Annotated in this window: 24 protein-coding genes; 7 read left to right on the top strand and 17 right to left on the bottom strand. The window is 69.9% G+C overall.

Translation table 11 applies throughout. The features are described from left to right. Positions 1 to 7 precede the first annotated feature (7 nt). Positions 8 to 931 (top strand): phytanoyl-CoA dioxygenase family protein, encoded by a 924-nt coding sequence (locus AAHB17_RS06105; RefSeq protein WP_342129611.1) that lies wholly within the window; start codon positions 8 to 10, stop codon positions 929 to 931. 153 nt (positions 932 to 1084) lie between these two features. On the opposite strand, the gene AAHB17_RS06100 is transcribed toward AAHB17_RS06105, so the two are convergent. Further along, entirely contained in the window at positions 1085 to 2536 is a 1452-nt protein-coding gene (locus tag AAHB17_RS06100) for a polysaccharide pyruvyl transferase family protein (RefSeq protein ID WP_342129610.1), read from the bottom strand. Between the two features lie 235 nt (positions 2537 to 2771). On the opposite strand from AAHB17_RS06100, the gene AAHB17_RS06095 reads away from it, so the two are divergent. Then, the gene (locus AAHB17_RS06095) at positions 2772 to 5246 is read left to right on the top strand and encodes a glycosyltransferase (RefSeq protein ID WP_342129609.1); all 2475 of its coding nucleotides are present in this window, start codon (positions 2772 to 2774) and stop codon (positions 5244 to 5246) included. 29 nt (positions 5247 to 5275) lie between these two features. Here the strand turns inward: AAHB17_RS06095 and AAHB17_RS06090 are convergent, their stop codons facing one another. From AAHB17_RS06090 to AAHB17_RS06070, 5 genes are read right to left on the bottom strand one after another with little or no spacing between them, the layout of a single operon-like run. Next, the gene (locus tag AAHB17_RS06090; protein ID WP_342129608.1) at positions 5276 to 5899 is read right to left on the bottom strand and encodes a DUF4136 domain-containing protein; all 624 of its coding nucleotides are present in this window, start codon (positions 5897 to 5899) and stop codon (positions 5276 to 5278) included. 4 nt (positions 5900 to 5903) lie between these two features. Then, the gene (gene ttcA / locus AAHB17_RS06085) at positions 5904 to 6851 is read right to left on the bottom strand and encodes a tRNA 2-thiocytidine(32) synthetase TtcA (RefSeq protein ID WP_342129607.1); all 948 of its coding nucleotides are present in this window, start codon (positions 6849 to 6851) and stop codon (positions 5904 to 5906) included. A gap of 7 nt (positions 6852 to 6858) precedes the next feature. Then, positions 6859 to 7242: a dihydroneopterin aldolase gene (locus AAHB17_RS06080; RefSeq protein WP_342129606.1), complete on the bottom strand. Its 384-nt coding sequence runs from the start codon at positions 7240 to 7242 to the stop codon at positions 6859 to 6861. Further along, the gene (locus tag AAHB17_RS06075; RefSeq protein ID WP_342129605.1) at positions 7239 to 7655 is read right to left on the bottom strand and encodes a dihydroneopterin aldolase; all 417 of its coding nucleotides are present in this window, start codon (positions 7653 to 7655) and stop codon (positions 7239 to 7241) included. The genes AAHB17_RS06080 and AAHB17_RS06075 overlap by 4 nt, the downstream gene beginning before the upstream one ends. Continuing rightward, complete coding sequence (locus tag AAHB17_RS06070; RefSeq protein WP_342129604.1) at positions 7652 to 8443, bottom strand: SDR family oxidoreductase; 792 nt, start codon at positions 8441 to 8443, stop codon at positions 7652 to 7654. Before AAHB17_RS06070 ends, AAHB17_RS06075 begins: the two co-directional genes overlap by 4 nt. Before the next feature lie 112 nt (positions 8444 to 8555). On the opposite strand from AAHB17_RS06070, the gene AAHB17_RS06065 reads away from it, so the two are divergent. The 3 genes from AAHB17_RS06065 to trxC are packed head-to-tail and all read left to right on the top strand — an operon-like array spanning position 8556 to position 10375. Then, positions 8556 to 9677, top strand: a complete 1122-nt coding sequence (locus AAHB17_RS06065; RefSeq protein ID WP_342129603.1) for a class I SAM-dependent methyltransferase — start codon at positions 8556 to 8558, stop codon at positions 9675 to 9677. Positions 9678 to 9686: 9 nt separating this feature from the next. Continuing rightward, the gene (locus AAHB17_RS06060; RefSeq protein WP_342129602.1) at positions 9687 to 9881 is read left to right on the top strand and encodes a DUF2905 domain-containing protein; all 195 of its coding nucleotides are present in this window, start codon (positions 9687 to 9689) and stop codon (positions 9879 to 9881) included. A gap of 59 nt (positions 9882 to 9940) precedes the next feature. Then, a complete protein-coding gene (gene trxC, locus AAHB17_RS06055; RefSeq protein ID WP_342129601.1) occupies positions 9941 to 10375 on the top strand; it encodes a thioredoxin TrxC in 435 nt (144 codons plus the stop codon). A 12-nt stretch (positions 10376 to 10387) separates the two neighbouring features. Here the strand turns inward: trxC and AAHB17_RS06050 are convergent, their stop codons facing one another. From AAHB17_RS06050 to AAHB17_RS06025, 6 genes are all read right to left on the bottom strand, one after another. Then, positions 10388 to 11275, bottom strand: a complete 888-nt coding sequence (locus AAHB17_RS06050; RefSeq protein ID WP_446719563.1) for an EamA family transporter — start codon at positions 11273 to 11275, stop codon at positions 10388 to 10390. A gap of 14 nt (positions 11276 to 11289) precedes the next feature. After that, entirely contained in the window at positions 11290 to 12588 is a 1299-nt protein-coding gene (locus AAHB17_RS06045) for a multifunctional CCA addition/repair protein (RefSeq protein ID WP_342129599.1), read from the bottom strand. Between the two features lie 22 nt (positions 12589 to 12610). Continuing rightward, positions 12611 to 12925, bottom strand: coding sequence for an antibiotic biosynthesis monooxygenase family protein (locus AAHB17_RS06040; protein WP_342129745.1), 315 nt, complete (start codon positions 12923 to 12925; stop codon positions 12611 to 12613). Positions 12926 to 12946: 21 nt separating this feature from the next. Further along, the gene (locus tag AAHB17_RS06035; protein WP_342129598.1) at positions 12947 to 13630 is read right to left on the bottom strand and encodes a glutathione S-transferase family protein; all 684 of its coding nucleotides are present in this window, start codon (positions 13628 to 13630) and stop codon (positions 12947 to 12949) included. A 126-nt stretch (positions 13631 to 13756) separates the two neighbouring features. Next, a complete protein-coding gene (locus tag AAHB17_RS06030; protein WP_342129597.1) occupies positions 13757 to 14752 on the bottom strand; it encodes a complex I NDUFA9 subunit family protein in 996 nt (331 codons plus the stop codon). Beyond that, positions 14749 to 16728, bottom strand: coding sequence for a lytic transglycosylase domain-containing protein (locus AAHB17_RS06025; protein WP_342129744.1), 1980 nt, complete (start codon positions 16726 to 16728; stop codon positions 14749 to 14751). The genes AAHB17_RS06030 and AAHB17_RS06025 overlap by 4 nt, the downstream gene beginning before the upstream one ends. Positions 16729 to 16743: 15 nt before the next feature. Here AAHB17_RS06025 and AAHB17_RS06020 point away from each other — a divergent pair, with 15 nt between their 5' ends. Next, positions 16744 to 17388, top strand: coding sequence for a 5-formyltetrahydrofolate cyclo-ligase (locus AAHB17_RS06020; RefSeq protein ID WP_342129596.1), 645 nt, complete (start codon positions 16744 to 16746; stop codon positions 17386 to 17388). 117 nt (positions 17389 to 17505) lie between these two features. Here the strand turns inward: AAHB17_RS06020 and AAHB17_RS06015 are convergent, their stop codons facing one another. Then, complete coding sequence (locus AAHB17_RS06015; protein WP_342129595.1) at positions 17506 to 18513, bottom strand: LysR substrate-binding domain-containing protein; 1008 nt, start codon at positions 18511 to 18513, stop codon at positions 17506 to 17508. 117 nt (positions 18514 to 18630) lie between these two features. Here AAHB17_RS06015 and AAHB17_RS06010 point away from each other — a divergent pair, with 117 nt between their 5' ends. Next, positions 18631 to 19122, top strand: a complete 492-nt coding sequence (locus AAHB17_RS06010; protein ID WP_342129594.1) for a DUF2917 domain-containing protein — start codon at positions 18631 to 18633, stop codon at positions 19120 to 19122. Here the strand turns inward: AAHB17_RS06010 and AAHB17_RS06005 are convergent. From AAHB17_RS06005 to AAHB17_RS05990, 4 genes are read right to left on the bottom strand one after another with little or no spacing between them, the layout of a single operon-like run. Further along, on the bottom strand, positions 19053 to 19487 hold the full coding sequence (locus AAHB17_RS06005; RefSeq protein ID WP_342129593.1) for a TfoX/Sxy family protein: 435 nt from the start codon (positions 19485 to 19487) through the stop codon (positions 19053 to 19055). The genes AAHB17_RS06010 and AAHB17_RS06005 overlap by 70 nt on opposite strands. A gap of 32 nt (positions 19488 to 19519) precedes the next feature. Continuing rightward, positions 19520 to 20206: a Crp/Fnr family transcriptional regulator gene (locus tag AAHB17_RS06000; RefSeq protein ID WP_342129592.1), complete on the bottom strand. Its 687-nt coding sequence runs from the start codon at positions 20204 to 20206 to the stop codon at positions 19520 to 19522. 49 nt (positions 20207 to 20255) lie between these two features. Continuing rightward, entirely contained in the window at positions 20256 to 21014 is a 759-nt protein-coding gene (locus AAHB17_RS05995; protein WP_342129591.1) for a YoaK family protein, read from the bottom strand. Positions 21015 to 21056: 42 nt separating this feature from the next. After that, positions 21057 to 21623, bottom strand: a complete 567-nt coding sequence (locus tag AAHB17_RS05990) for a phosphatase PAP2 family protein (RefSeq protein WP_342129590.1) — start codon at positions 21621 to 21623, stop codon at positions 21057 to 21059. Positions 21624 to 21859: the final 236 nt, after the last annotated feature.

Here is a 21859-nt window from a genome sequence, read left to right as displayed (position 1 = left end):
AGTCCCCATGCTTGGTGAGAAGGACTGGCAGGCGTTCGACGTGTCGGGGTTCATGCGCCTGGGGCAGGTGTTGGATGCCGAGCAGGTCGAGGCCCTGAAGCAGCGCGCGGACGACCTGGCGCTGGGGGCCGTGCGCAACCCGGCGGTGCAGCTGCAGCGCGACACCGGCGGTGTCTACGAGGAGTTGCCCCAGGCGCAGGCGCAAGACGATGGCGCGACGCTGCGCTACCGCAAGGTCCAGGGCCTGGAGGCCGACGAGCTGTTCCGGCCGCTGGTCCAGCATCCCCTGTTCCGCGAGGTGTGCGCGCGCCTGTACGGGCCCCATGCGGGGGTGTCTTTGTTCCGCGCCATGATCATGAACAAGCCTGCCGAACAGGGGACGGTGCTGCCCTGGCACCAGGATGGCGGTGATGTCTGGGCGCTGGACCGGGACCCGCTGGTGACGATCTGGGTGGCGCTGGACCCGGCCACGGTCGCCAACGGCTGCGTGGAAGTGATCCCGGGCAGCCACCGGCTGGGCCTGCTGCGGACCTATGGCAGCACGGTGTTGCCGGACGATGTGGCGCGGCATTGCCCGGAGTCCCAGGCCTTGCCGCTGGAAGTCGAGCCCGGGCACGCGCTGCTGTTGCACAACTGGTTGATCCACCGCTCCGGGGTCAACCCGTCGACCACGTCGCGCCGCGCCTTCACCGCCTGCTACATGGATGCGCGCACCCAGAGCACATTGACCGGCGATGGTTTCCCCCTCGTCTTCGGCCAGGCGCCGCCGGTCCATCCCCATCTGCGCCAGTTGCGCGACGACTGCGCCATCCTGCGCGCCTCCATCGCGGAGGCCACGGCCTATGCCCAGGGCCTGGAGGCGCAGCTGCGGCGGTCGGATGGGTGGCTGGCGCCGCTGCGCTGGCTGTCGCGCCGCCTGGGGCGGGGCTAGGGCCTGTTCACCCCTTTCCCTTCGGGTTGCGGCCACAAAGGCCATGCGCCGCGTTGCGAAGCCTTGCCGGGGAGATGCCCCGGTGGCGTTTCGCGCCTCGCGCATGGCCTTTTTGACTCGCAACGCATCTTGGGAAAATAGTGTGAACAGGCCCTAGAAGCCCAGCCAACGCCGGATGCGGCCGCCCGTTTCGAGGCTGTGCGCGTAGGCGCTGGCCTGCTCCGCCGTGTTGCGCCAATGGGCCAGCTGGCGGGCCATGTCGCGGGTGATCCAGCCGTTGGCCTCGTCGCCCCGGGTCCTGAGCATCAGGGCCCGTGCCAGGTCCTGCAGCACACGCCCACCGTCCGCGGGTGGGGTGACCGGGCCATCGCCGATGTGGGCCAGGAAACGCGCCAGCCGTTGTTCACGCTCCTGCGCCAGTGTGCGCCACCGCGCTTGCTGCTGGCGCAGCCGGGCCCGGAGGGTGTCTGCCTGCGCCAGCAGGCCGGCGACCCGGTCCGCCAACTGGGGCGCCGTGCCAATGTCCAGGGGCAGCAGGTGCTCCGTCAGGTCGGCGTGCAACAGGGCGCCTTGCAGTTTGGCCAGGGTGTAGGGCCCGGTGGGCAGACCCAGGCAGGGCACGGCCCCGGACAGTCCAAACACCAGCGGGTGGTAGCGGGTGCTGACCACGGCATCCATCTGCCGGGTGAACCAGGCGGTTTCGGCCGCGGGCATGACGTCGAAGACCTCCATGCTGGCACCATGCTGCATGCGGGCCAGCAGATGTTCACCGAACATCCGGTCGCCGTTGTCGTGGCCGCCACGCATGTGCCGCTCGTGCGAAATGAAGGCGAACCGCGCGCGGTGCCGGCTCACCACCGCGTCCAGTTGCGCGGCCAGGGCATCGACCAGGACGGTGTCCGTGCCGGCGCTGAGGGGGTGCATGGTGAGCCCAATGCGCGGGCCCGGCGATGGGTGGTCCACCCATGCCCTGGCGGCCGCCGGGCCTGGGGCGCCGGGGAGGAACATCGCGTCGTCGAATTGGTAGTCCAACTGGCTGGGCGGCAGGCCCCAGTCGATGGCCAACGCGACGGAGAAGGCCTCCCGCAGGCCGACCCAGCAGGCGCCTGCCAGCAGCTCGTGGACCAGCGGTGCGTCCGCATCGTCGATGGCGGGGCCGAGGGTCTGGCCCCAGATGAGCACGGGGATCTGGTGGGCGCGGGCCATGCGGACCAGTGCGAGCCGTTCCAGCACCAGGTGGGGCCAGCTGCTGCTCAGGTTGCCGCCGCCCGAGATGAGCAGCAGGTCGGACCCTTGAACCGCGCGCAGGGCGGGGGGCAGGGTGCCGACCTCGCCGGCCATGGCTTGCCCAACCCAGCCATCCATGCGGTCGAGTTCCTGCGCCCGGTGCGCCGGGGTGCCCAGGAAACCGAGGCCTGCCACCGCCGGGACGCCATAGATGCGGGTGCTGTAAGACGGATCGCCGGAGACCAGGGTCACGCCTGCGCCGGGCAGCAGGCGGTCGAGCAGGTCCAGGTTGGCCTGGAGCATGGCTTCGTCACCGACGTGGTAGGTGCCGTGGCCTCCGATGTCTCCAACAACAAGGATCTGGCGAGGAGGCAACATGAGGGCCCACGAGAGGTGAAGGGTGTCGCGAGAGGGCGTCCGTCCCGAGGACCCACCGGCATGTCCCGCGTCGGCGAGAATGGGCCTGGTTCAGACCGTGAGCACGTTCTGAGCCGCTTCGCGGGCTTTCCGTGCGCCCGTTGATCCATCCCACCGCTTGAACATGTCCGAACGCCGCCAGTTTGCAACTTTTTTTACAATCGTAGCGCGAAATTACGTGGCGTACGCTCGGACCTTGTGCCAATCGGTGGCCCAGTGCCATCCCGAGGCTCGCATCGTGGTGGGCATCAGCGACGAGATCGACGACGCCACGCGCCAGGCCCTGGGGGCGTGGGAGGTGGTGGGGCTGGAGCAGCTGGACATTCCCGACCTGGCGTCCTTCACCTACCGCTATGGCGTCATGGAGCTGTCCACCGCCATCAAGCCCTTCCTGTTCCGCTGGATTTTTCGACACACCGATGCCGAGCAGGTGGTGTACCTGGACCCCGACATCCTGATGCTGGCCCCCATGACACGGGTCTTCGAATGTCTGGACGCGGGTTCGACGGCGGTGCTGACGCCACACCTGACCGCCCGCATCGACGATGGTGGCCAGCCCGACGAGGAAACGATGTTGCGGGTGGGCGCGTACAACCTCGGTTTCATCGGCCTGTCGCGCGGCGCACTGGGCAATGGGCTGATCCCATGGTGGTGCGATCGCCTGGAGCGGCGCGCCGTCGTCGATCTGGAAAACGGCCTCTTCACCGACCAGAAGTGGGTGGATCTGGTGCCTGGTCTTTTTCCGGGTGTCCACATCCTGCGCGACCCCGAGTTCAACGTCGCGTACTGGAACCTGCCGGCGCGGCGAGTCCAGCAGGTGCAAGGGCGCTGGATGGTCGATGACCGGCCGCTGTGTTTCTTCCATTTCAGTGGTGTCGACCCGGACAACACCTTGGTGTTCTCCAAGCACCAGAACCGCTACTCCCCGATCAACCTGGGCGAGGTCGCCCCCCTGTGGCGCCTGTATGTCGAGCGGCTGCAGGCGAACGGCCATGCGGCGTGGTCGGCCTGTCCTTATGCCCATGGCTTCTGCCGCGACGGGGTGCCCATCCACCCGGCCATGAGGCACTATTTCCGGCGCTTCCTGGACGATGCCGGCGATCAGCGCCAGATCGACCCCTTCGACGCCTATGGGGACGCCTATTTCAATGCCATCGAGCCGCGGCTGCGGGGCAACCGTGCCGTGACCCGTTTCATGTACGGCCTGTACCTGCACCAGCCGGAGCTGCAACGCCACTTCGACCTCACGCACGACAGCGCCCAGCGCGCCTACGTCCACTGGTTTGTCGAGTCCGGTGCCAGCCTCTACGGCGTGGACGAGCGGTGGGTGGCGGCCAGCCGCCCGGTCGACCAGGTGCGCGGCCAGCCGGGCCTGATGCTCAGGCACCCCGGACGCTGGGTGTCGCTGCAACTGCATCGCCTGTACGCCCGTCATCCCGGTCTGGGGCAGCAGGTGACCCGGTGGTTGCCGCCCCGCGTGCTCGCGGTCCTCAAGGGGGCGGCTTTCCACACCACCCCGTCGTCCGAGGGTCCGCGTGGAGGCGGGGAGGGGGCGGCCGGGCAGGGTCATGGCATCACGGTCGTCGGCTACGCCAGGGGCGCGTTCGGCGTTGCCGAAATTGCACGGGCCTGCGTGGCGGCGGTGAGCAGCCAGGGCTATCCGGTGGATGTCATGGCGGTCCAGGCGGGGGCGGCCTACCAGGAGAACGACCAGACCGCGCTGCCCGTGGTGGCGGCTCCGGGCGCCCACCCTTTCCAGCTGTATTGCGTCAACGCCGACCAGATGCCGGTCGTTCAGAACCTGCTGGGCCCCACGAACACCGAGGGGCGCTACCGCATCGGATGCTGGTTCTGGGAGCTGCCCCATTTCCCCGTGGCCTGGCGGGCGGCCTTCGAGCTGGTGCATGAACTGTGGGCGCCCTCGCGCTTCGTGCAGGATGCCCTGTCCCGCGTGTCGCCACGGCCCGTTGTCCACATGCCGGTGGCGATCGAGTTTGCCGTCGAGGGGGTGTATGCGCGGTCCAGCTTTGGCCTGCCGGCGCAGCCTTTCCTGTTCCTGTTCAGCTACGACTTCCACTCCTACACCGCGAGAAAGAACCCGCAGGCCGTGCTGGCGTCCTTTCAGCGGGCCTTCCCGCCGCCGGCGTCCGGCGTGGGCCTGGTCATCAAGACCATGTACGGCGACCAGTACCCCGAGGAGCTCGCCGCGCTCAAGGCCGGTATCGCCAGCGATCCGCGCATCCACCTGCTCGACGAAGCCATGTCACGGGACGCGGCCTACGGCCTGATCCAGGTCTGTGACTGCTACGTGAGCCTGCACCGGTCGGAAGGTTTTGGCCTGGGCATGGCGGAGGCGATGTACCTGGGCAAACCGGTGATCGCCACCGGCTACTCGGGGAACATGGATTTCATGGACGCCGCCAGTGCCTGCCTGGTGCGCTACGAGCTGACGGCGGTGCCCGAGGGCGCCTATCCGCATTGGGAGGGGCAGGTCTGGGCAGAGCCCGACCTGGAGCACGCGGTGGAGCTGATGCGCGAGATCTTCTCCAACCCCGCCCGGCGGGACAGCGTCAGCCGGCAGGCGATGGCCGCGATCCGCCAGAGCCATTCGCGTGAGCGCGTCGGCGGCATGATGATCGAGCGCCTGAACGCCCTGGCGGCACAGGCCTGAAGACCGTGTGAACACGCGCCCAGCGCGGCTCAGCGCGGGATGTCGATGTTGACCTGGCGCACCCCCGCCGGTGGCGTGGGGAAGTCGCGCATCGCGCCTTGCACCATGGCGTTCCACAGCGCCGGGCTGTCGTTCCAGCGGCCGTCGTGGCGGGCCCGCGTCTCATAAACCACCCGGCCGCTGGCCGCGTCGCGCAGCACCACCGCGATCTCGCGGAAGTAATAGGGGTGCTCCAGGTTCAGCAGGGGGAAGCCCAGCGCGATGCCGCCGTGCCGCCCACCGAAGCCGATGCCGCCCGAGATGCGCCACTGCGCGCGGTCCCAGGGGTCGGGGTCCCAGGGCGCGCGGGGCAGGCGCTGGCCGCCCGCCTTCACCTGCACCAGCCAGCGCACCGATGCCTGTCCCACGGGCAATTGCATGCCCCAGCCGACCAGCGCGTCACGCACCGCCAGCTCCAGCCCGTCCTGGCCCGGGCTGGGCGCGGCCGACTGCTGGGAAGGCAGGCGCTCGAAGGCGAAGCGGTCGCCGCGCTGGGGCGCACCTGCTGGCCATTGCGGGAAGCTCTGCACCTCGTTGTCCACCCGCATCACGCTGGCGCAGCCGCCCAGCAGCGCGGCGGTGGCGAGCAGCATAGTGCTGAGCCGGCGGCGCATGGCGTCAGGCCTCTTGCACCAGCGGGATGACCGCGCGCTCGGGCAGGCCGGGAGCGCTGGGCAGGGGCTCGTCGTCGAAGGCCTTGTCGCCATCCTCGTCGGGCACGCCGGTGGCGTGCAGGCCGGCGAAGTCGTGCAGGCCGCGGTCCATGAGGTGGCTGGGCACCACGTTCTGCAGCGCGGTGAACATGTTCTCCACCCGGCCGGGATATTTCTTCTCCCACTCGCGCAGCATGTTGCCCACCTGCTTGCGCTGCAGGTTTTCCTGGCTGCCGCACAGGGTGCAGGGGATGATGGGGAAGTCGCGCACCTCGGCCCAGCGGGACAGGTCGCGCTCGGCGACGTAGGCCATGGGTCGGATCACCATGTGTTCGCCGTTGTCGCTCACCAGCTTGGGCGGCATGCCCTTGAGCTTGGCGCCGAAGAACATGTTGAGCAGCAGGGTCTGCAGCATGTCGTCGCGGTGGTGGCCCAGGGCGATCTTGGTCGCGCCCAGCTCGCCCGCCACGCGGTAGAGGATGCCGCGGCGCAGCCGGCTGCACAGGCTGCACATGGTCTTGCCCTCGGGGATCACCTTCTTGACGATGGAGTAGGTGTCCTGGTTCTCGATGTGGAAGGGCACGCCCACTTTCGCCAGGTACTCGGGCAGCACGTGGTCGGGGAACCCGGGCTGCTTCTGGTCGAGGTTGACCGCGATCAGGTCGAAGTGGATGGGCGCGCGCGCCTGCAGCTTGAGCAGGATGTCCAGCATGGCGTAGCTGTCCTTGCCGCCCGAGACGCAGACCATGACCTTGTCGCCGTCCTCGATCATGTTGTAGTCGACGATGGCGCGTCCGACCTCGCGGCACAGGCGTTTTTCGAGCTTGTGGTCCTCACGCTCGATCTTCAGGGTGTTCTTGGGCGCGCTGTCGGCGGCCACGTGGGTGTCTTCGATCCAGGTCTCGGTGTTCATGGGTTCCTCACCACTGGCCACTTTCCATGCGGATGGCCACTTCACAGTCTTCAAAAATTTCCAGCTTGGCGATGCGCACCCGCACGCCGAGCACGCCGGGCAGGCGCATCAGGCGGTGGGCCAGCTTGCCGATCAGGCTTTCCAGCAGGTTCACGTGCTCGGCGGTGCACTCGTCGATGATGATCTGGCGCACCTTGCGGTAGTCGAGCACGTGGCCGATGTCGTCGTCGTGGGGCAGCAGCGGCTGCGTGCCCTGGTTCAGCTCGGCGTCCACCTGGATCGGCTGCGGGCCGGTCTTCTCATGGTCCAGGATGCCGAGGTTGGCGTCAAAGCGCAAGCCGGTCAAGGTGAGGATTTGTTGGCCGGTGCGGGGCGCGTCGCTCGTGGTCATGGTCGGGGTGCCTCGTCGGGCTTGATGCGCCAGACCTCCACCCCCACCGCTTCGGTGTCGGGGTAGACGTCGGGCTTGCAGGTGGACAGGCGCAGGGCGCGCACGCCGGGGTGGGCCAGCAGCCGCGTGGCGAGGTCGTCGCACAGGGTTTCCTGCAGCTCCACGTGGCCCTGGGCGATGCGCGCGGCCACCACGTCGCGCACGTAGTCGTAGTCCACCACCTCGTGCAGGCGGTCCTGGGTCGGCGTGGAGCGCTCGAAGGGCACGTAGAGATCCACGTCTATCCACAGGCGCTGCGGCACGCCTTTTTCAAAGTCGTGCGCGCCGATGTGGGCCAGCACCTCCAGCTTGCGCAGGAAGAGCTTGCGGCAGCGCAGCTGCAGCTCGGCCAGGGTGGGTGTGTGTGGGGTCATGGGGTGCTGGGGGCGGCCATCAGCTCGTCCACCACAAACATCACGTCGCGCTCCAGCGGCACCAGGTGCTGGCCGTTGTCCACACTGACCGTGCTGCCGGTGATGGAGGGGGTTTGAGCCAGAAACAGGCAGGTGCGGGCCACGTCGGCCGGGTCGATGGGGCGGCGCAGCAGGTTGACGCGGCTGGCGCGGTCGAAGTTGTCCTGCGCCTGCGGTCCGCTCAGGAACATCAGGCCGGGCGCCACGCCACAGACGCGCACGTGCGGCGCCAGGGCCTGGGCCTGCAGGGCCACGGCGCGCTCCAGCGCCAGCTTGCTGATGGAGTAGGAGAAGTAATCCGGGTTGAGGTTGAACACCTTCTGGTCCAGGATGTGGATCACGCTGGCGTCCTCGGGCGCGGCCTGGGCGGCCATCTGGCGGGCCAGGTCGCGCGCCAGCGAGAGCGGCGCGATCAAGTTCACCTCCAGCTGCGAACGCGCCAGCGCCGGCTCGAAACCCAGCCCGGTGTCGGGCTCGAACAGCGAGGCGTTGTTGACCAGGCAATGCAGGGGGCCGGCGCCGTCGGTGATCTCCTGGACCAGCCGCCCGCGCTGGGCCTCGTCGGCCAGATCGGCCTGCACCGTGTGCACCAGCAGGCCCTGGCCGCGCAGCCGGGCCTGCAGCGTGTGCGCGGCCTCGCCCGAACGGGCGTGGTGGCACCACACTTCCCAGCCCGCCTGCGCGAACTGGGTGCAGATCAGCGCCCCCAGCCGGAGCGCGCCGCCCGTGACCAATACCCGTTTGTTCATGACATGTCTTGCTTGGGCGCCGCCGGCGCCAGGGCGTGATTGTCGCGGTTTCCGCGGCGGGCCATGCCGCGAGGGGGGCAAGACCCGCGGGCCGCGCCGCATAATCCGCGCCATGCCGCCCGCCACCGAAGCCCCCAGCCACCCGTCGCCCCTGAGCGCCGCCCTGCACCGTGCACTCGACGCGGCCGGCGGCTGGCTGCCCTTCGACCGCTTCATGGCGCTGGCGCTGTATGCCCCCGAGGGGGGCTATTACGCGGGCAGCCTGCCCAAATTCGGCGCCATGCCCGGGTCGGGCAGCGATTTTGTCACCGCGCCCGAGCTGTCGCCGCTGTTCGGCCGCGCGCTCGCGGTGCAGGTGGCGCAGGCGCTGCTGGCCACCGGCACCACCGACATCTGGGAATTTGGCGCCGGCACCGGTGCCCTGGCGCGGCAGGTGCTGGATGCGCTGGCGGCCGACGAACGGCACGACCGCGTGCGCTACCACATCGTCGAGCTTTCGGGCAGCCTGCGCGAGCGCCAGCAGGGAACGCTGGCGGGCCATGCCGGCCGCGTGGTCTGGGAAAGCGCCTGGCCAGACCGGATCGAAGGGGTGGTGCTGGGCAACGAGGTGCTGGACGCCATGCCGGTGCAGTTGCTGCACCGGGTGCGCGGGGCGTGGCACGAGCGTGGCGTGGTGGCCGATGGCGACGCCTGGGCCTGGGCCGACCGGCCCACCCCACTGCGCCCGCCGGTGGAACCCGAGGGTCCGCAGGACTACCTGACCGAGGTCCACCCGCAGGCCGAGGCCTTCGTCAAAAGCCTGTCCGAGCACCTGGTGCGCGGCGCGGCCTTCTTCATCGACTATGGTTTTCCGGAGAGTGAGTACTACCATCCGCAGCGCCACATGGGCACGCTGATGTGCCACCAGGGACACCGCGCGGACGGCAACCCGCTGGTCGAGGTGGGCGCCAAGGACATCACCGCCCACGTCAACTTCACCGGCATCGCCCTGGCCGCGCAGGACGCCGGCCAGCAGGTGCTGGGCTACGCCAGCCAGGCGCGCTTCCTCATCAACTGCGGGCTGGTGGACCTGGCGGCGGCGGCCTCTGTGACCGAGCGCGCACAGGCCATGAAGCTGCTGCACGAGCACGAGATGGGTGAGCTGTTCAAGGTGCTGGCCTTCGCGCCCGAGGCCAGCGCCGCCGGCTGGGAGCCGCTGGGTTTTGCCCAGGGCGACCGGGTGCACACGCTCTGATCGCTCGCCTTGATCCGCTGGCTCATCGTCATCTTTCTCGCGCTGCTGCTGGTCCAAGGCCTGTCGGCCTGGCTGGAGCGTGTGGGCCTGGGCCGCTTGCCGGGCGACTTCAGGTTCCGCCTGTTCGGGCGTGAGATTTTTCTGCCCATCGGCAGCACGGTGCTGCTGAGCCTGGTGGCCGCGCTGATCGCGAAAGTCGTCTGATCGGCTTGAAATCGGCCCGGGCGGACCGCAGTTGGTGGCCTTCCCGATTGGAGCCCCGCGTGAGTTCAAGCCAGCACATCGTCTGCCCCCACTGCCACACCACCAACCGCGTGAGCCCTGCGCAGCGGGACCAGGCGCCCGATTGCGGCAAATGCCACCAGCCCCTGTTCTCCGGGAAGCCGCTGGCGCTGGACGAGGCCGGTTTTGCCCGCCACGTGGCGCGCAGCGACGTGCCCATCCTGGTCGACTTCTGGGCGCCCTGGTGTGGTCCCTGCCGCACGATGGCGCCGCAGTTCGAGGCCGCGGCCCGACAGCTGGAGCCGGACTTCCGCCTGGTCAAGGTCAACACCGAAGAAGCGCAGCAGCTTGCCGCGCGGCTGCAGATCCGCAGCATCCCCACCCTGGCCCTGTTCCGGGGCGGCCGTGAAGTGGCGCGCCAGCCCGGCGCCCTGGGCGTGGCCGACATCGTGCGCTGGGCACGTGGCCACGCCTGAACCCCAGGCGCGTCAGGCGTTTTTCAGGCGGCGCAGCCAGCGCTCGCCCCACAGGTTGACCAGCAGGCCCGCCATCAGCAGCGCACCACCCGCGAAATGCACCGGCAGCAGTTGCTCGTCGAACAGCAGCCAGCCGGTGCTCAGGCCCACGACCGGCACCAGCAGCGAAAACGGCGCCACCTGGTTGGCCGGATGGCGCGCCAGCAGCCAGGTCCACAGGCCGTAGCCCAGCAGCGTGGCGGCCCAGGCCAGGTAGGCCACGGCGCCGAAGGACGCCCAGCCAAAGCCCTGCAGCGCCGCGGCGATGGCCTGCGGCCCTTCCAGCCACAGCGACAGCAGCAGGAAGGGGATCGGCGGCACCAGGCCGGCCCAGACCACAAAGGCGAACTGGTTCATGGGCCCGTGGCGGGCCACGAAGCGTGACACCACGTTGCCGCTGGCCCAGGCGAAGGCGGCCGCCACCGTGAGCAGGAAGCCCAGCAGGGGCATGGCCTGGCCGTGGGCGCTGCCGATCATCGCCAGGCCCACGCCCGCCAGCGCCAGCCCGGCGAGCTGGCTGGGCTTCCAGCGTTCGTTGAGGCACAACGCCGACAGCACCAATGTGAAGAAGGACTGCGCCTGCAGGACCAGCGAGGCCAGGCCCGTGGGCATGCCCACCGAAATGGCGCTGAACAGCAGCGCGAACTGGCCGACCGAAATGGTCAGGCCGTAGACCAGGTAGAGGCGCAGCGGCAGCTTGGGAGGGCGCACGAAGAGCAGGGCCGGGAACACCGCCAGCAGGAAGCGCAGGGCGCCCAGCAGCAGCGGCGGCACGCCCACCAGGCCGACCTTGATGACGGCGAAGTTCAGCCCCCACACCACGATGATGAGCAAGGCCAGGGCCAGGTGTCTGGGCGGCAAGGGCATGGGGGCTCTCAGGCCAGGGAGGCCAGGTGGGCGGTGACGGCCGCCAGCCTCGCGTCCTCGATGGCCGAAGCGATGGCCGGGCCGGGGTTCCTGGCGCCGGCCGGCAGGCGGGCCGCCGCCTCGCTGGCGATGTCGCTGGTGCGCACGGCCAGGGCGGCCTGCAGCGCGCCGCGCAGGCGCGTGGCCTGGGGGTAGGCCTGTTCGTCCAGGCCGAGGCGGCCCCGGGCGTCGCATTCGCAGGCCAGCAGCACCTCGTCGAAGCGCTCGGGCCGGCGCAGCGCGTCGCAACGCTCCAGCAGGCGCAGCACGGCGGCGGCGCCCAAATCGCCGCTGCGGTGGAGGTTGCCGTGCTCGCGTGCCACCACCTCGGCCAGTTCCTTGCAGTCGCGGGGCACGCGCAGGCGCTCGCAGACGGCGCGCAGCAGGGTCACGCTGCGCTGTTCGTGGCCGATGTGGCGGGGCAGCACGTCGACCGGGGTCGTGCCCTTGCCGAGGTCGTGGCACAGGCAGGCGAAACGCACCGCCAGCGGTGCGCCCAGCCGCGCGCACATGTCCATCACCAGGCCCATGTGCACGCCGGTGTCGACCTCGGGGTGGTAGTCGGCGCGCTGGGGCACACCCCACAGGCGGTCCAGCTCGGGCAGCAGCACGCGCAGGGCGCCACAGCCACGCAGCACCTCCAGCATGCGGCTGGGGCGCTGCTCCATCAGGCCGCGGGCCAGCTCCTGCCACACGCGTTCGGGCACCAAGTGGTCGACCTCGCCGTCGGCGACCATGTGGCGCATCAGCGCCTGGGTGTCGGGCGCCACGTTGAAGCCGGGGAAACGCGCCGCGAAACGCGCGAGCCGCAGGATGCGCACCGGGTCTTCGGCGAAGGCGCCGGTCACGTGCCTGAGCACCCGGTCGCGCAGGTCGGCCCGGCCGCCATGGGGGTCGATGACCCGGGCGGTGTCGAAACCGCCGTCGGCGTCCAGGTCCTCGCTGGCCACGGCCATGGCGTTGATGCTGAGGTCGCGCCGGGCCAGGTCCTGCGCCAGCGTCACGTCGGGCCGGGCCTGGAACTCGAAGCCGTGGTAGCCGCGCGCCGTCTTGCGCTCGGTGCGGGCCAGGGCGTATTCCTCGCGCGTCCGCGGGTGCAGAAAGACCGGGAAATCGCGGCCCACCGGCAGGTAGCCCTGGGCGGCAAGGGCCTCGGGCGTGGCGCCCACCACCACCCAGTCGCGGTCGCTGTGCGACACATGGGGGTGGGCGTCGTCCGAAGCCAGCAGGGCATCGCGCACGGCGCCGCCCACGAGATAGGTTTGCATGCCGCCGAGTGTAGGAGAGCCGTCAGCCGGCCGGGCCGCCGTGGGCGCGCTCGACCTGGGCCACGCGCAGCTCGTAGTGGGCGTACCAGCTGCTGCGGCCGCGCTCCTGGGCCACACGGTGTTCGGCGTGTCGGCGCCAGGCGGCGATGGCCTCCAGGTCGCGCCAGTACGAGACGGTGATGCCGAAGCCGCCACCGTCGCGCGCGCTCTCCACGCCCAGGAAGCCGGGCTGCCCGGAGGCCAGTTCGACCATGCGCTCGGCCATGTCGCCGTAGCCGGCCTCGCCCGGGGTGCGCTGCGACGAGAAGATGACCGCGTAGTAAGGCGGCTCGGGCAGGGTGGCGAAGTCGCTCCTGGGTCAGCGCCGCAGGCGGTAGGGTTCCTCGAAGTCGAGGAAATCGCGTTCGGCCAGGGCGCCGTCCGTCCAGGCGGCCACGCCGGGCAGGGCGGCCACGCGGTCGACATAGGCGCGCACGGTGTCGGACACCGGCAGGCCGTAGGTGCGCAGGCGCATGCAGACCGGGGCGAAGTAGGCGTCGGCGATGCCGAAGGCGCCAAACAGCAGGGGGCCGCCGTGTTGCTGCAGCAGGCCGCTCCACATGGCTTCGATCCGGGCGACGTCGGCGCGCAGGGCGGGCTTGTCGCGCCAGGCCAGCGCGCCCACCTCGGGCAGGGTGGCCTCGATGTTCATGGGGCAGGTGCTGCGCAGGGCACCGAAGCCTGAGTGCATCTCTGCGCAGACGCTGCGGGCGCGGGCGCGGGCTTTCACGTCGGCGGGCCAGAGGGCTTTTTCAGGGAAGCGCTCGGCCAGGTACTCGGCGATGGCCAGGGTGTCCCAGATCACCAGGTCGCCGTCCACCAGCACCGGCACCTTGCCGACCGGGTTCAGGCCCTGCAGGGCACGTTTGAAGTCGGAGCCGGCGTCAAAGGAGTCGAAGCGGACCATCACCTCCTCGAAGGCGATGCCGGCCTGGCGCATCAGCACCCAGGGGCGCATGGACCAGGACGAGTAGTTCTTGTTGCCGATGTAGAGCTTGAGCATGGGGGCCTCCGTGTTGCAGCGGTCCATGTTAGCGGGCACAGCGCCCCGGATTGATGCGCGATGGCCGCGCGATTGATGCGCCGCCCTTGGCCCCAGCGCGTGGGGCACCGGTTGTGGGGCGCGGCGTCACCGCGCGCGCCGGTGTCCGCGGTAGGCGTCCAGCACGCCGTGTGGGCCGCGCGGGCCCAGGTAGGTGGGCGCCACGGCATGCACCGAGGCCGGCGTGATGCCCAGCGTGTCCAGGCCAGGCAACGTGCCGCTGGCGACGTTGTCGACCCGCATCGAGTCGACGTTGTCCCGGCTCATCAGCGGTTCGCCGGGGGCCAGCTCCATCAGAGCGGCCTGCAGACGGCCCAGGGAAGGTGGCAGCGGGATGACGGGCCGTGGCCGGCTGCCATGGTGCCCCGCCAGGCGCACCAGATCGGCCAGGCTCAGCACCTCGGGGCCGGCGCACTCGATGGTCTGGCCGGCCGTCTCGGGATGTTGCAGGCAGAACAACAGCGCGCGCGCCACGTCGTCCACCCACACCGGCTGGAAGCGGGCGTGGGCTCCCGCCAGCGGCAACACCGGCAGCCGCGCCTGCAGCCGGGCGAACAGGTTGAGGAAATGGTCGTGGGCGCCAAAGATCACGCTGGGGCGCAGCACCGTCAGTTCCAGCGCCGCGGCACGCAACACCGCTTCGCCCGCGGCCTTGCTGCGCTGGTACATCGACGGGCCTTGGGGCTCGGCCCCGAGGGCGCTGACATGCACCAGCCGGCGCACGCCCTGTGCCTGACAGGCCTGCGCCAGCTGGCGCGGCAGGGCCACGTGGGCCCTTTCGAACCGGGCTTCGCTGCCATGCAGCACGGCCACCAGGTTGACGACGGCGTCGTGGCCCGGCAGCAGGCGTTCCAGCGTGCCCGGGCGGTGCACATCGGCCGGCAGCACCAGCAGGCCGGGCAGGTGCTGCACGTGGCGGGCGTGGGCCAGGCGTCGGGTGGGCACGGTGGTCTGCCAGCCGGCGCGCGCCAGGTGTTCGCACAACACGCTGCCCACGAACCCGGTGCCACCCAGCACCAGCACGCGGCGGGGCGCTGGAGGGACGATGAGCGCTGGTGTGGGGCGGCCCGGCGCGCCGCTCACGGCAGGTCCCGGTTGACGGTCTGCGCGGTGGCGGCGCGTGGCCCCACCCAGCCCAGCCGGGCCTTGAGCGATTGGGCCTGGCCACTGAGCAGCGCCGCGTAGCTGGTGGTGTTGGAGAGCACCTTCTTCACGTAGTCGCGCGTTTCGTCGAAGGGGATGGTCTCGGCCCAGGCGGCGGCTTCCAGCAGCGGGCCATTGCGCCAGGTGCGCGGACGGCCGGGGCCGGCGTTGTAGGCCGCGGCCGCCATGGGCATGGAGCCCTCGAAGTCGTCGAGCGCCAGCTTCAGGTAGGCGGTGCCGATGGTGATGTTGGTGTCGTGGTCGCTGATCTGGTGCGGCTGGAAGTTGTCCAGTCCGATCTTGCGCGCGGTCCATTTGGCGGTGGCCGGCATCACCTGCATCAGGCCCGAGGCGCCCACGTGGGAACGGGCGTCCATCACGAAGCGGCTTTCCTGGCGGATCAGGCCGTAGACGTAGGCGGGGTCGATGCCGATGTCGCGGCTGCGGCGCAGCACCGCCTCGCGGAAGGGCGTGGGGTAGCGCTGGCTGAAGTCGATGGCGGCCCGGGTGCGCTCGCTGGTGTTGATGCACCGGTCCCACACGGCACGGTCACAGGCCAGCTGGGCCGCGGCCAGCAGCTCGCGCTCGGGCATGCCGCCGGGGCTGTGCAGGTTGGTGCTGTAGTTCCACTCGCGCACGCCTTCGGCGCGCAGGCCGATGCGGATGGCGTGCAGCGCGCGCGACAGGCCAGGGTGGCTCAGCGCGGCGGCTTTTTCATCGGCGGTCAAGGGCGGCGGCGCGGGTGGCACCGCGATCTTCTGGCCCAGCTCCTCCAGCGCGAGCTGTTCATAGAAGCCGGTGCTGCCAGCGATGCGTTCGAACAGCGGGCGGGCCAGCGCCTGGGCCTCGGGGCTGCCTTGCGCCTGTTGCGCGCGGGCCATCCAGTAGGTCCAGCCCGGGTCGCGTTGCTGTGCCTCGGTCATGGCGGCGATGGTCTCGCGCACCACGCCCCATTGCCCCGCGCGCAGCGCGGCGCGCACCTTCCAGGCCCGCTGCTCGTCGCTCAGGTGTTCGTCGCGCGCCCGGGCGTAGAGGTCCAGCGCGTTGTCGGCCAGCTTTTGCGCGCTGCGCTTGCCGAGCACCCCCCAGACCCAGCCGCGCTCCTCGTCGTTGAGCTGGACCCGCCAGCGGGCCTTCTGCAGTTCATCCTGTGCCGCCTCCATGTCGGTGGCGGCCAGCCGCACCAGCGCCAGCGTGACGAACTCCTTGGTGCGCGGGCGGATGGCGGTGAGCTTGTCGTCGAGGTAGCGGGCCGGGCTGTTGTAGATGTCGTTGACCGTGGCCACCCAGTCGGGGTTGAGCAGGCCCACGGCCTGCGTGGCCACCCGCTGGTTGCCGTTCTCCATGCCCTGGCGGGCGCGCTGCCAGGCCGCCAGGGCGGGCAGTCGCTCGGCCTTGATGAGGGTGCGGGCGGCGGTGGCGCAGCCCTCGTCGGCGGCCTTCTGGGCCATCCAGCGTTCACGCACCTGCGGGGCGACGTCGGCCTGCCCGCCCAGGTGCTGGGCCAACAGGGCGTAGCACTGCACCTCGCGGTCGTCGTTCATGCGGTAGAGCGGCAACTCGGTGGTGAAGGTGGCCCAGTCGCCGCGCCGCCCCAGCAGCAACAGCCAGTCGTTGCGCAGCCGGTCCTCGTAGTAGCTGCCGCGGGTGTTGTCGAGGAAGGACCGCAGTTCGTCGTTGCCGGCCCACTCCAGCCGCAGCTTCATGTCCCAGTAGGCCGCCAGCGGCGCCAGCGGGTGGCGGTTGAGTTGGGGCAGCTTTTGCGCCAGGGCCCGGGCATCGCCCCGGCGGAAGGCCTCGCGCAGTTCCAGCATCAGGTTGTCGCCTGCCGTCAGGGGCTCGGATTGCGCATGCGCCACACCGGCCGGGCCGGCGGCCATCAAAATGCACAACAATCCTTGTTGCAAGCTTTTCATCCACATAAGGTGATTATGGATAACAACGCGGCGCCAGAACCGTTTTCCCCTGGCGAATCCCAGGCTTCCAGGGCGGCGCAAAAAGCCGCCTGGCGCCAGCAGCTGATCGACCAGCGCCAGCGCATGGACGACCGCATCTGGCGCTCCGAGCAGCTGCAGCGCGTGATGCGTGTGTGGCTGATCTCGCGGCCCGACGCCGTGATCGGCGCCTACTGGCCCATCAAGGGCGAGTTCGATCCGCTGCCGGCGCTGTTCCGCTGGCAGGAGGCCGGCCGCGAGGAGGACGCCAAAGGCGCGGCCCGGCACCGCCGCATCGGCCTGCCGGTGGTCAACAAGGTCGACAAGACCCTGACCTTCTACACCTGGTACCCGGGTTGCCCGATGGAGGAGGATGCCTACGGCATCCCCAAGCCCAAGGACACCGAGATCATCCAGCCCACGCTGCTGTTCGTGCCCTGCGTGGGTTACGCGCCCGGCGGCTACCGCCTGGGCTATGGCGGTGGTTTCTACGACCGCACCCTGGCCGCGCTGCGGCCCAAGCCGTTCACGGTCGGTCTGGGCTTCACCGACGGCTTCCTGCCCGACCTCGAGCCCGAGCCACACGACGTGCCGCTGGATGCGATATTGAACGACAACGGCGTGGTCTGGCCGCTGACCTGAAGACTGAGGCCCCCACGCTCCACCGCTGCGCGGGTCGCTGCCCCCCGTGGGGGCTGATGTGTCTTGGGGCGGCCCGGCGGCACATCGGGCTTGTTCCGACAGGATGGGGACTCAAGATCAATCCGAATTCACAAGCGTTTCCGGGTCGGCCACGTCGCCGATGGCATGGCGGGTGGCCTCGGCCTGGCGCTTGAGCCAGTCGCAGAAGGCCTTGACCTCGGGCCGCTGCGCGCTGCGCGGGGCCACCATCAGCCAGTAGGCCAGGGGTGAATCGAGCCGGGTCTGGGGCAGCGGCTCCACCAGGTCGCCGTTGGCCAGGTGCTCGGCCACCAGCGGCAAACGCGCCAGCGCCACGCCCTGGCCGGTCAGCGCGGCCTGCACGATCTGGTTGGCGTAGTTGAAATAGAGCCAGCGCTTGGGGGCGAACTTGGTCGCCTTGCGGCCGGGGGTGCCTGCCTGCAGTTGCTGGTCCAGCCAGCGCTGCCAGGTCAGCCATTCCAGGTGGCGGCTGCGGTGGGCGTCGCCGGCCTCGATGAGTGTGAAGCGGGCCAGGTCTTCCACCCGGGCGATGCCGTTCTGCTTGAGCAGCCAGGGGCTCACCACGAGCGTGAGCTGTTCGCCGAACATGCGCCAGGCGCCGGCCGGCACGTTCTGGGGCACCGAGTAGCGCAGCGCCAGGTCGATGTCGGCCGTGCCCAGGTCCACCGACGCGTCGGTGGCGTCGATGCGGATGTCGATGTCGGGGTGTTCGGTCTGGAAGGCTTCCAGCCGCGGGATCAACCACATCGACGCGAACGAGGCCCAGGTGGTGATGGCCACACTCTTGCGTCCAATGCGCTGGCGGATGTGGCGCACGGCGGCATCGATCTGCTCCAGCGACTGGGTGGTGGCGCGCAGCAGCTGTGCGCCGGCGCCGGTGATTTCCACCGCCCGCGTGTGGCGCAGGAACAGCGCGGTGCCGACCTCGTCTTCCAGCGCCTGTATCTGCCGGCTGACCGCGCTCTGGGTGAGCGAGAGTTCCTCGGCGGCGGCGCGGAAGTTCAGGTGCCGCGCCACCGCCTCGAAGGCGCGCAGGTGGCCCACGGCGATGGGGCGGGTGCGGGGGTGGCTGCTGGTGAGCTGCATGGCGGGGTGGCGGACATTGATGTGAAAAGCGAATCAATAGCTTATCCCCATTTCATTGGACTGGCGTGGCGTGGCGCGAGATCATTCATTCCCGAAATGCGATTACAGGAGTCCGTCATGTCACACCCCACCTCTCTCTCCATGGCCGCCGTTGGCCCGGCATGCACCGGGCTGTGGAGCCTGGCGCCGGGCCGCACCGTGGCCATGCGCCCGCGCGAGGCCGGCACCTTGAAGGTGGTGTGTGGCCGCGTGTGGGCCACCACCGACGCGCCGCTGGACGCCAGCGCGCGCCGTTTCGGGGACCATGTGCTGGCGGCCGGTGAGTCGCTCGCCGTGGCGCCGGGTGAACGCCTGGTGATCGAGGCCTGGGGCGACACGCCCGTGCGTTTTGACTGGGTGCTCCCGACCACGTGCGTGGCGGCAGTGCCCTCGCGCTGGCAGTCCGAGGTGGCCGCCCCGGGCCGTGAGCTGGGGCGGGCGCTGGCGGGCACAGCGGCGGCGCTGGGCCGCCTGGCATGGGGCCTGGCCGCCTATGGCACCTACCTGTCGGGTTTCCTGGTGGCGGGGCGGGGCCGGGTCCTGTCGCGCTTCGAGTCCAACCCGCCCTGAGCGGCGGCCGCGCGCGCGCGGCTTGGCTTGGGCGCGCGGGCGGCCAGCGCCGCCTGCAGCGCCAGCCGCGCCCAGGGCAGCATGAGTTCCGGCGACTCCATGGCCTCGGCCGGCACCGTGTGGTAATTCAGGGCCACCGGCCGGCCCTTGGCTTCGTACACGAAGGCACTGGCGCCGGCGGCCAGCCAGGCGGGCTGGGTCTCGGCGTTGGTCTTGAGGTAGAGCGTGTCCCAGGCGATGATGCCCACGTTCAGCCCATCCACCGACAGGCCCCAGCCGCCGAACATGCGCCGCGCCCGGCACGGTCCGAGGCCCGACAGCAGTTCGCAGCAGTACAGGGCGAATTCGTCGGGGGCTGAGGCCATGGCGCGACCATAACCCATGGGGTGCGGCCAGGTCAGAACCGCGAGGCCGTCACCAGGTGGTTGGAGTTGGCGAGCTTCTGCGCCACCTCGCGGCCCAGCACGTACATCAGCTTGGTGTGCAGGTCCGGGCGCTCCAGCTTGATCTTGTCGAGCACGCCATGGGTCAGCACAAACAGGCGGGTGTCGGTGCCGGCACTGACATCGGCCGAGGCGTGTTTGCCGGTCAGGTAGCTGATCTCGCCCACCAGGCCGCCGGGTGTGACGGTGTTGAGTACCGTGTCGCCCCAGGTGGCGTCCAGCCGCCCCTCGATCACGAAGCCCACCTCGTCCACCACGCCGCCCTTGTGCAGCACGTATTCGCCCTCCTGCAGCTGGCTCCAGCGGCCCAGTTTGAGCACCCGCTTGAATTCGCCCGGCGACAGCAGCGCGAACACGTGCTCGTACAGCCAGCCGGTATCGCCCGGGAAATGGCTGGCCTGTTTTTCGCGCCACAGCATGTAGAGCTGGTAGGTGTTGATGACGATGATCAGCGCCGACATGCCGAATTGCACCCACAGGGGGCTGCCCGGGCGGATGTTGTAGTAGACGACCAGGTCGCCCAGCATGGCGATGATGGTGATGATGCGCAGCCACTTGATGTCGCGCATGGCGTAGGACAGTGCATTGATGCTGAAGGTGACAAAGGCCAGCAAGTCGAAGAAGCCCAATCCGTGTGCCATGTGTTCTCGCTTTCCAAAGCCGTTGTGGACGGGTGCCCGGTGCAAGCGCTCAGGTGGCGGGATGGCCCAGCCGCTCGCGCAGGTCGCGCCACAGCGGCGGCACGGCCAGCACGGCCAGCACCGCAGCCAGCGGCAACACCGCCCCGTAGCCCATGGACTTGAAAGCCCAGGCGCCCACCAGACCACCAGCAAAAAACAGGCCCAATATGGTGGCCAGCACCCGCAGGCGGTCGCGGTTGGCCCGCACCGGTTCGCCGCCCTGCGCATGGCTGCGGTTCCAGTAGAGCAGGCGGCCCAGCTCGATGCCCAGATCGGTGATCACGCCCGTCATGTGGGTGGTGCGTATTTCGGCTTGCGAAATCTTGGTCACGATGGCGTTCTGCAGCCCCATGATGAAGCACAGCAGCAGCACCGTGGTGGGCATGAAGACCTCGATCAGTTGGTTGAGGTGGGCGCCCAGCAAGCCGAAACAGAGCAGCAGCGCCGCCTCCAGCAGCAGGGAGAGCGCGTATTCGCCCTGCAGGTCGCGCCGGCGTGCCCAGTTGATGAGGATGGCGGTGGCGGCGGCCCCCGCGACGAAGGCCAGCAAGGCGCCCATGCCGGCCAGGACCAGCAGCCCCTGGCCCAGCACCAGGTCATCGGCGATGGACGACACCACGCCCGTCATGTGCGAGGTGTAGCGTTGCACGGCCAGAAAGCCCCCGGCATTGATGGCGCCAGCCATGAAGGCCAGCAAGGCGCCCAGTTGCCGATTGCGCTGGCGCGAGCGCTGACGGGCGGCCAGTTCTTGCAGGGTTTGCAGGGGCATGGCCGGATTGTCGCCCAAGGGGCGGAAGACCACCTCCTGGTTTCAGAGCGGGGCCACGTTCTCGGGGCGTGGCGGGGGCACGGGCTGCAGGTTCCCCGTGCGAGGCCGCAGCCGGAGCACGAACACCGTGGCGGCCAGGCCGACCAGCACGCCCGCGGCGACGTCCAGCGGGACATGCACGCCCACCGCGATGCGGCTCCAGGCCACCAGGGCGGCCAGCACCAGGGCGGCCCATCCGGCGCCCGCATGCGGGGCACGCCGCCACGCCAGGGCACCAAAGGCGACCGCGACGCTGGCGTGGGTGCTGGGAAAAGAGGGGCTGCTGCCGTGCGCGATCCACTGCTGGCCCAGGCCCAGCACAAACGGGCGTGGCATGTGCCAGCCGTATTGCAGCAGGCGCGCACCCAGCCAGGCCAGGGCCATGCCCACCACCAGGTCCCAGGCCAGGCGCGACCACTTTTTCTGCGGCAGCACCAGGCCGCCCAGGGCCAGCGCGACCAGCAGCGCCGGCAGTTGCAGGGAGGCGAAACGGGCCAGTCCCAGCAGCCATGCGGGGGCGGTGGGGGACAGGTTGACGGCGTGGAAAAGGGCCAGGTTCAGTTCACTCATGCGCTCGGCTCCAAAGGGACAGCCGAGCTTGCGGGTGGACTGTTAAAACTTCATTAAAACGGTCTCAGAACGTGTTGACGATCTACAAGGGGTCGCGTTGGAACGCAATCGGGATGAGTTGCTCGCCCACGCCACGCCGCATGGGCTCATCATGCCCATGCAAGGGGATGGGTGGGCCAATCGCCCGATTGCGTTCCAACCCGCAGGGCAAGTGCCTTTTCGGGCGGTCTGCGGCG

The organism is Hydrogenophaga sp. OTU3427, assembly GCF_038440225.1.
Classification (GTDB): Bacteria; Pseudomonadota; Gammaproteobacteria; order Burkholderiales; family Burkholderiaceae_C; genus Hydrogenophaga.
Note: the sequence above shows the minus strand (reverse complement) of the source record. Positions and strands in the feature narration are given on the sequence as shown.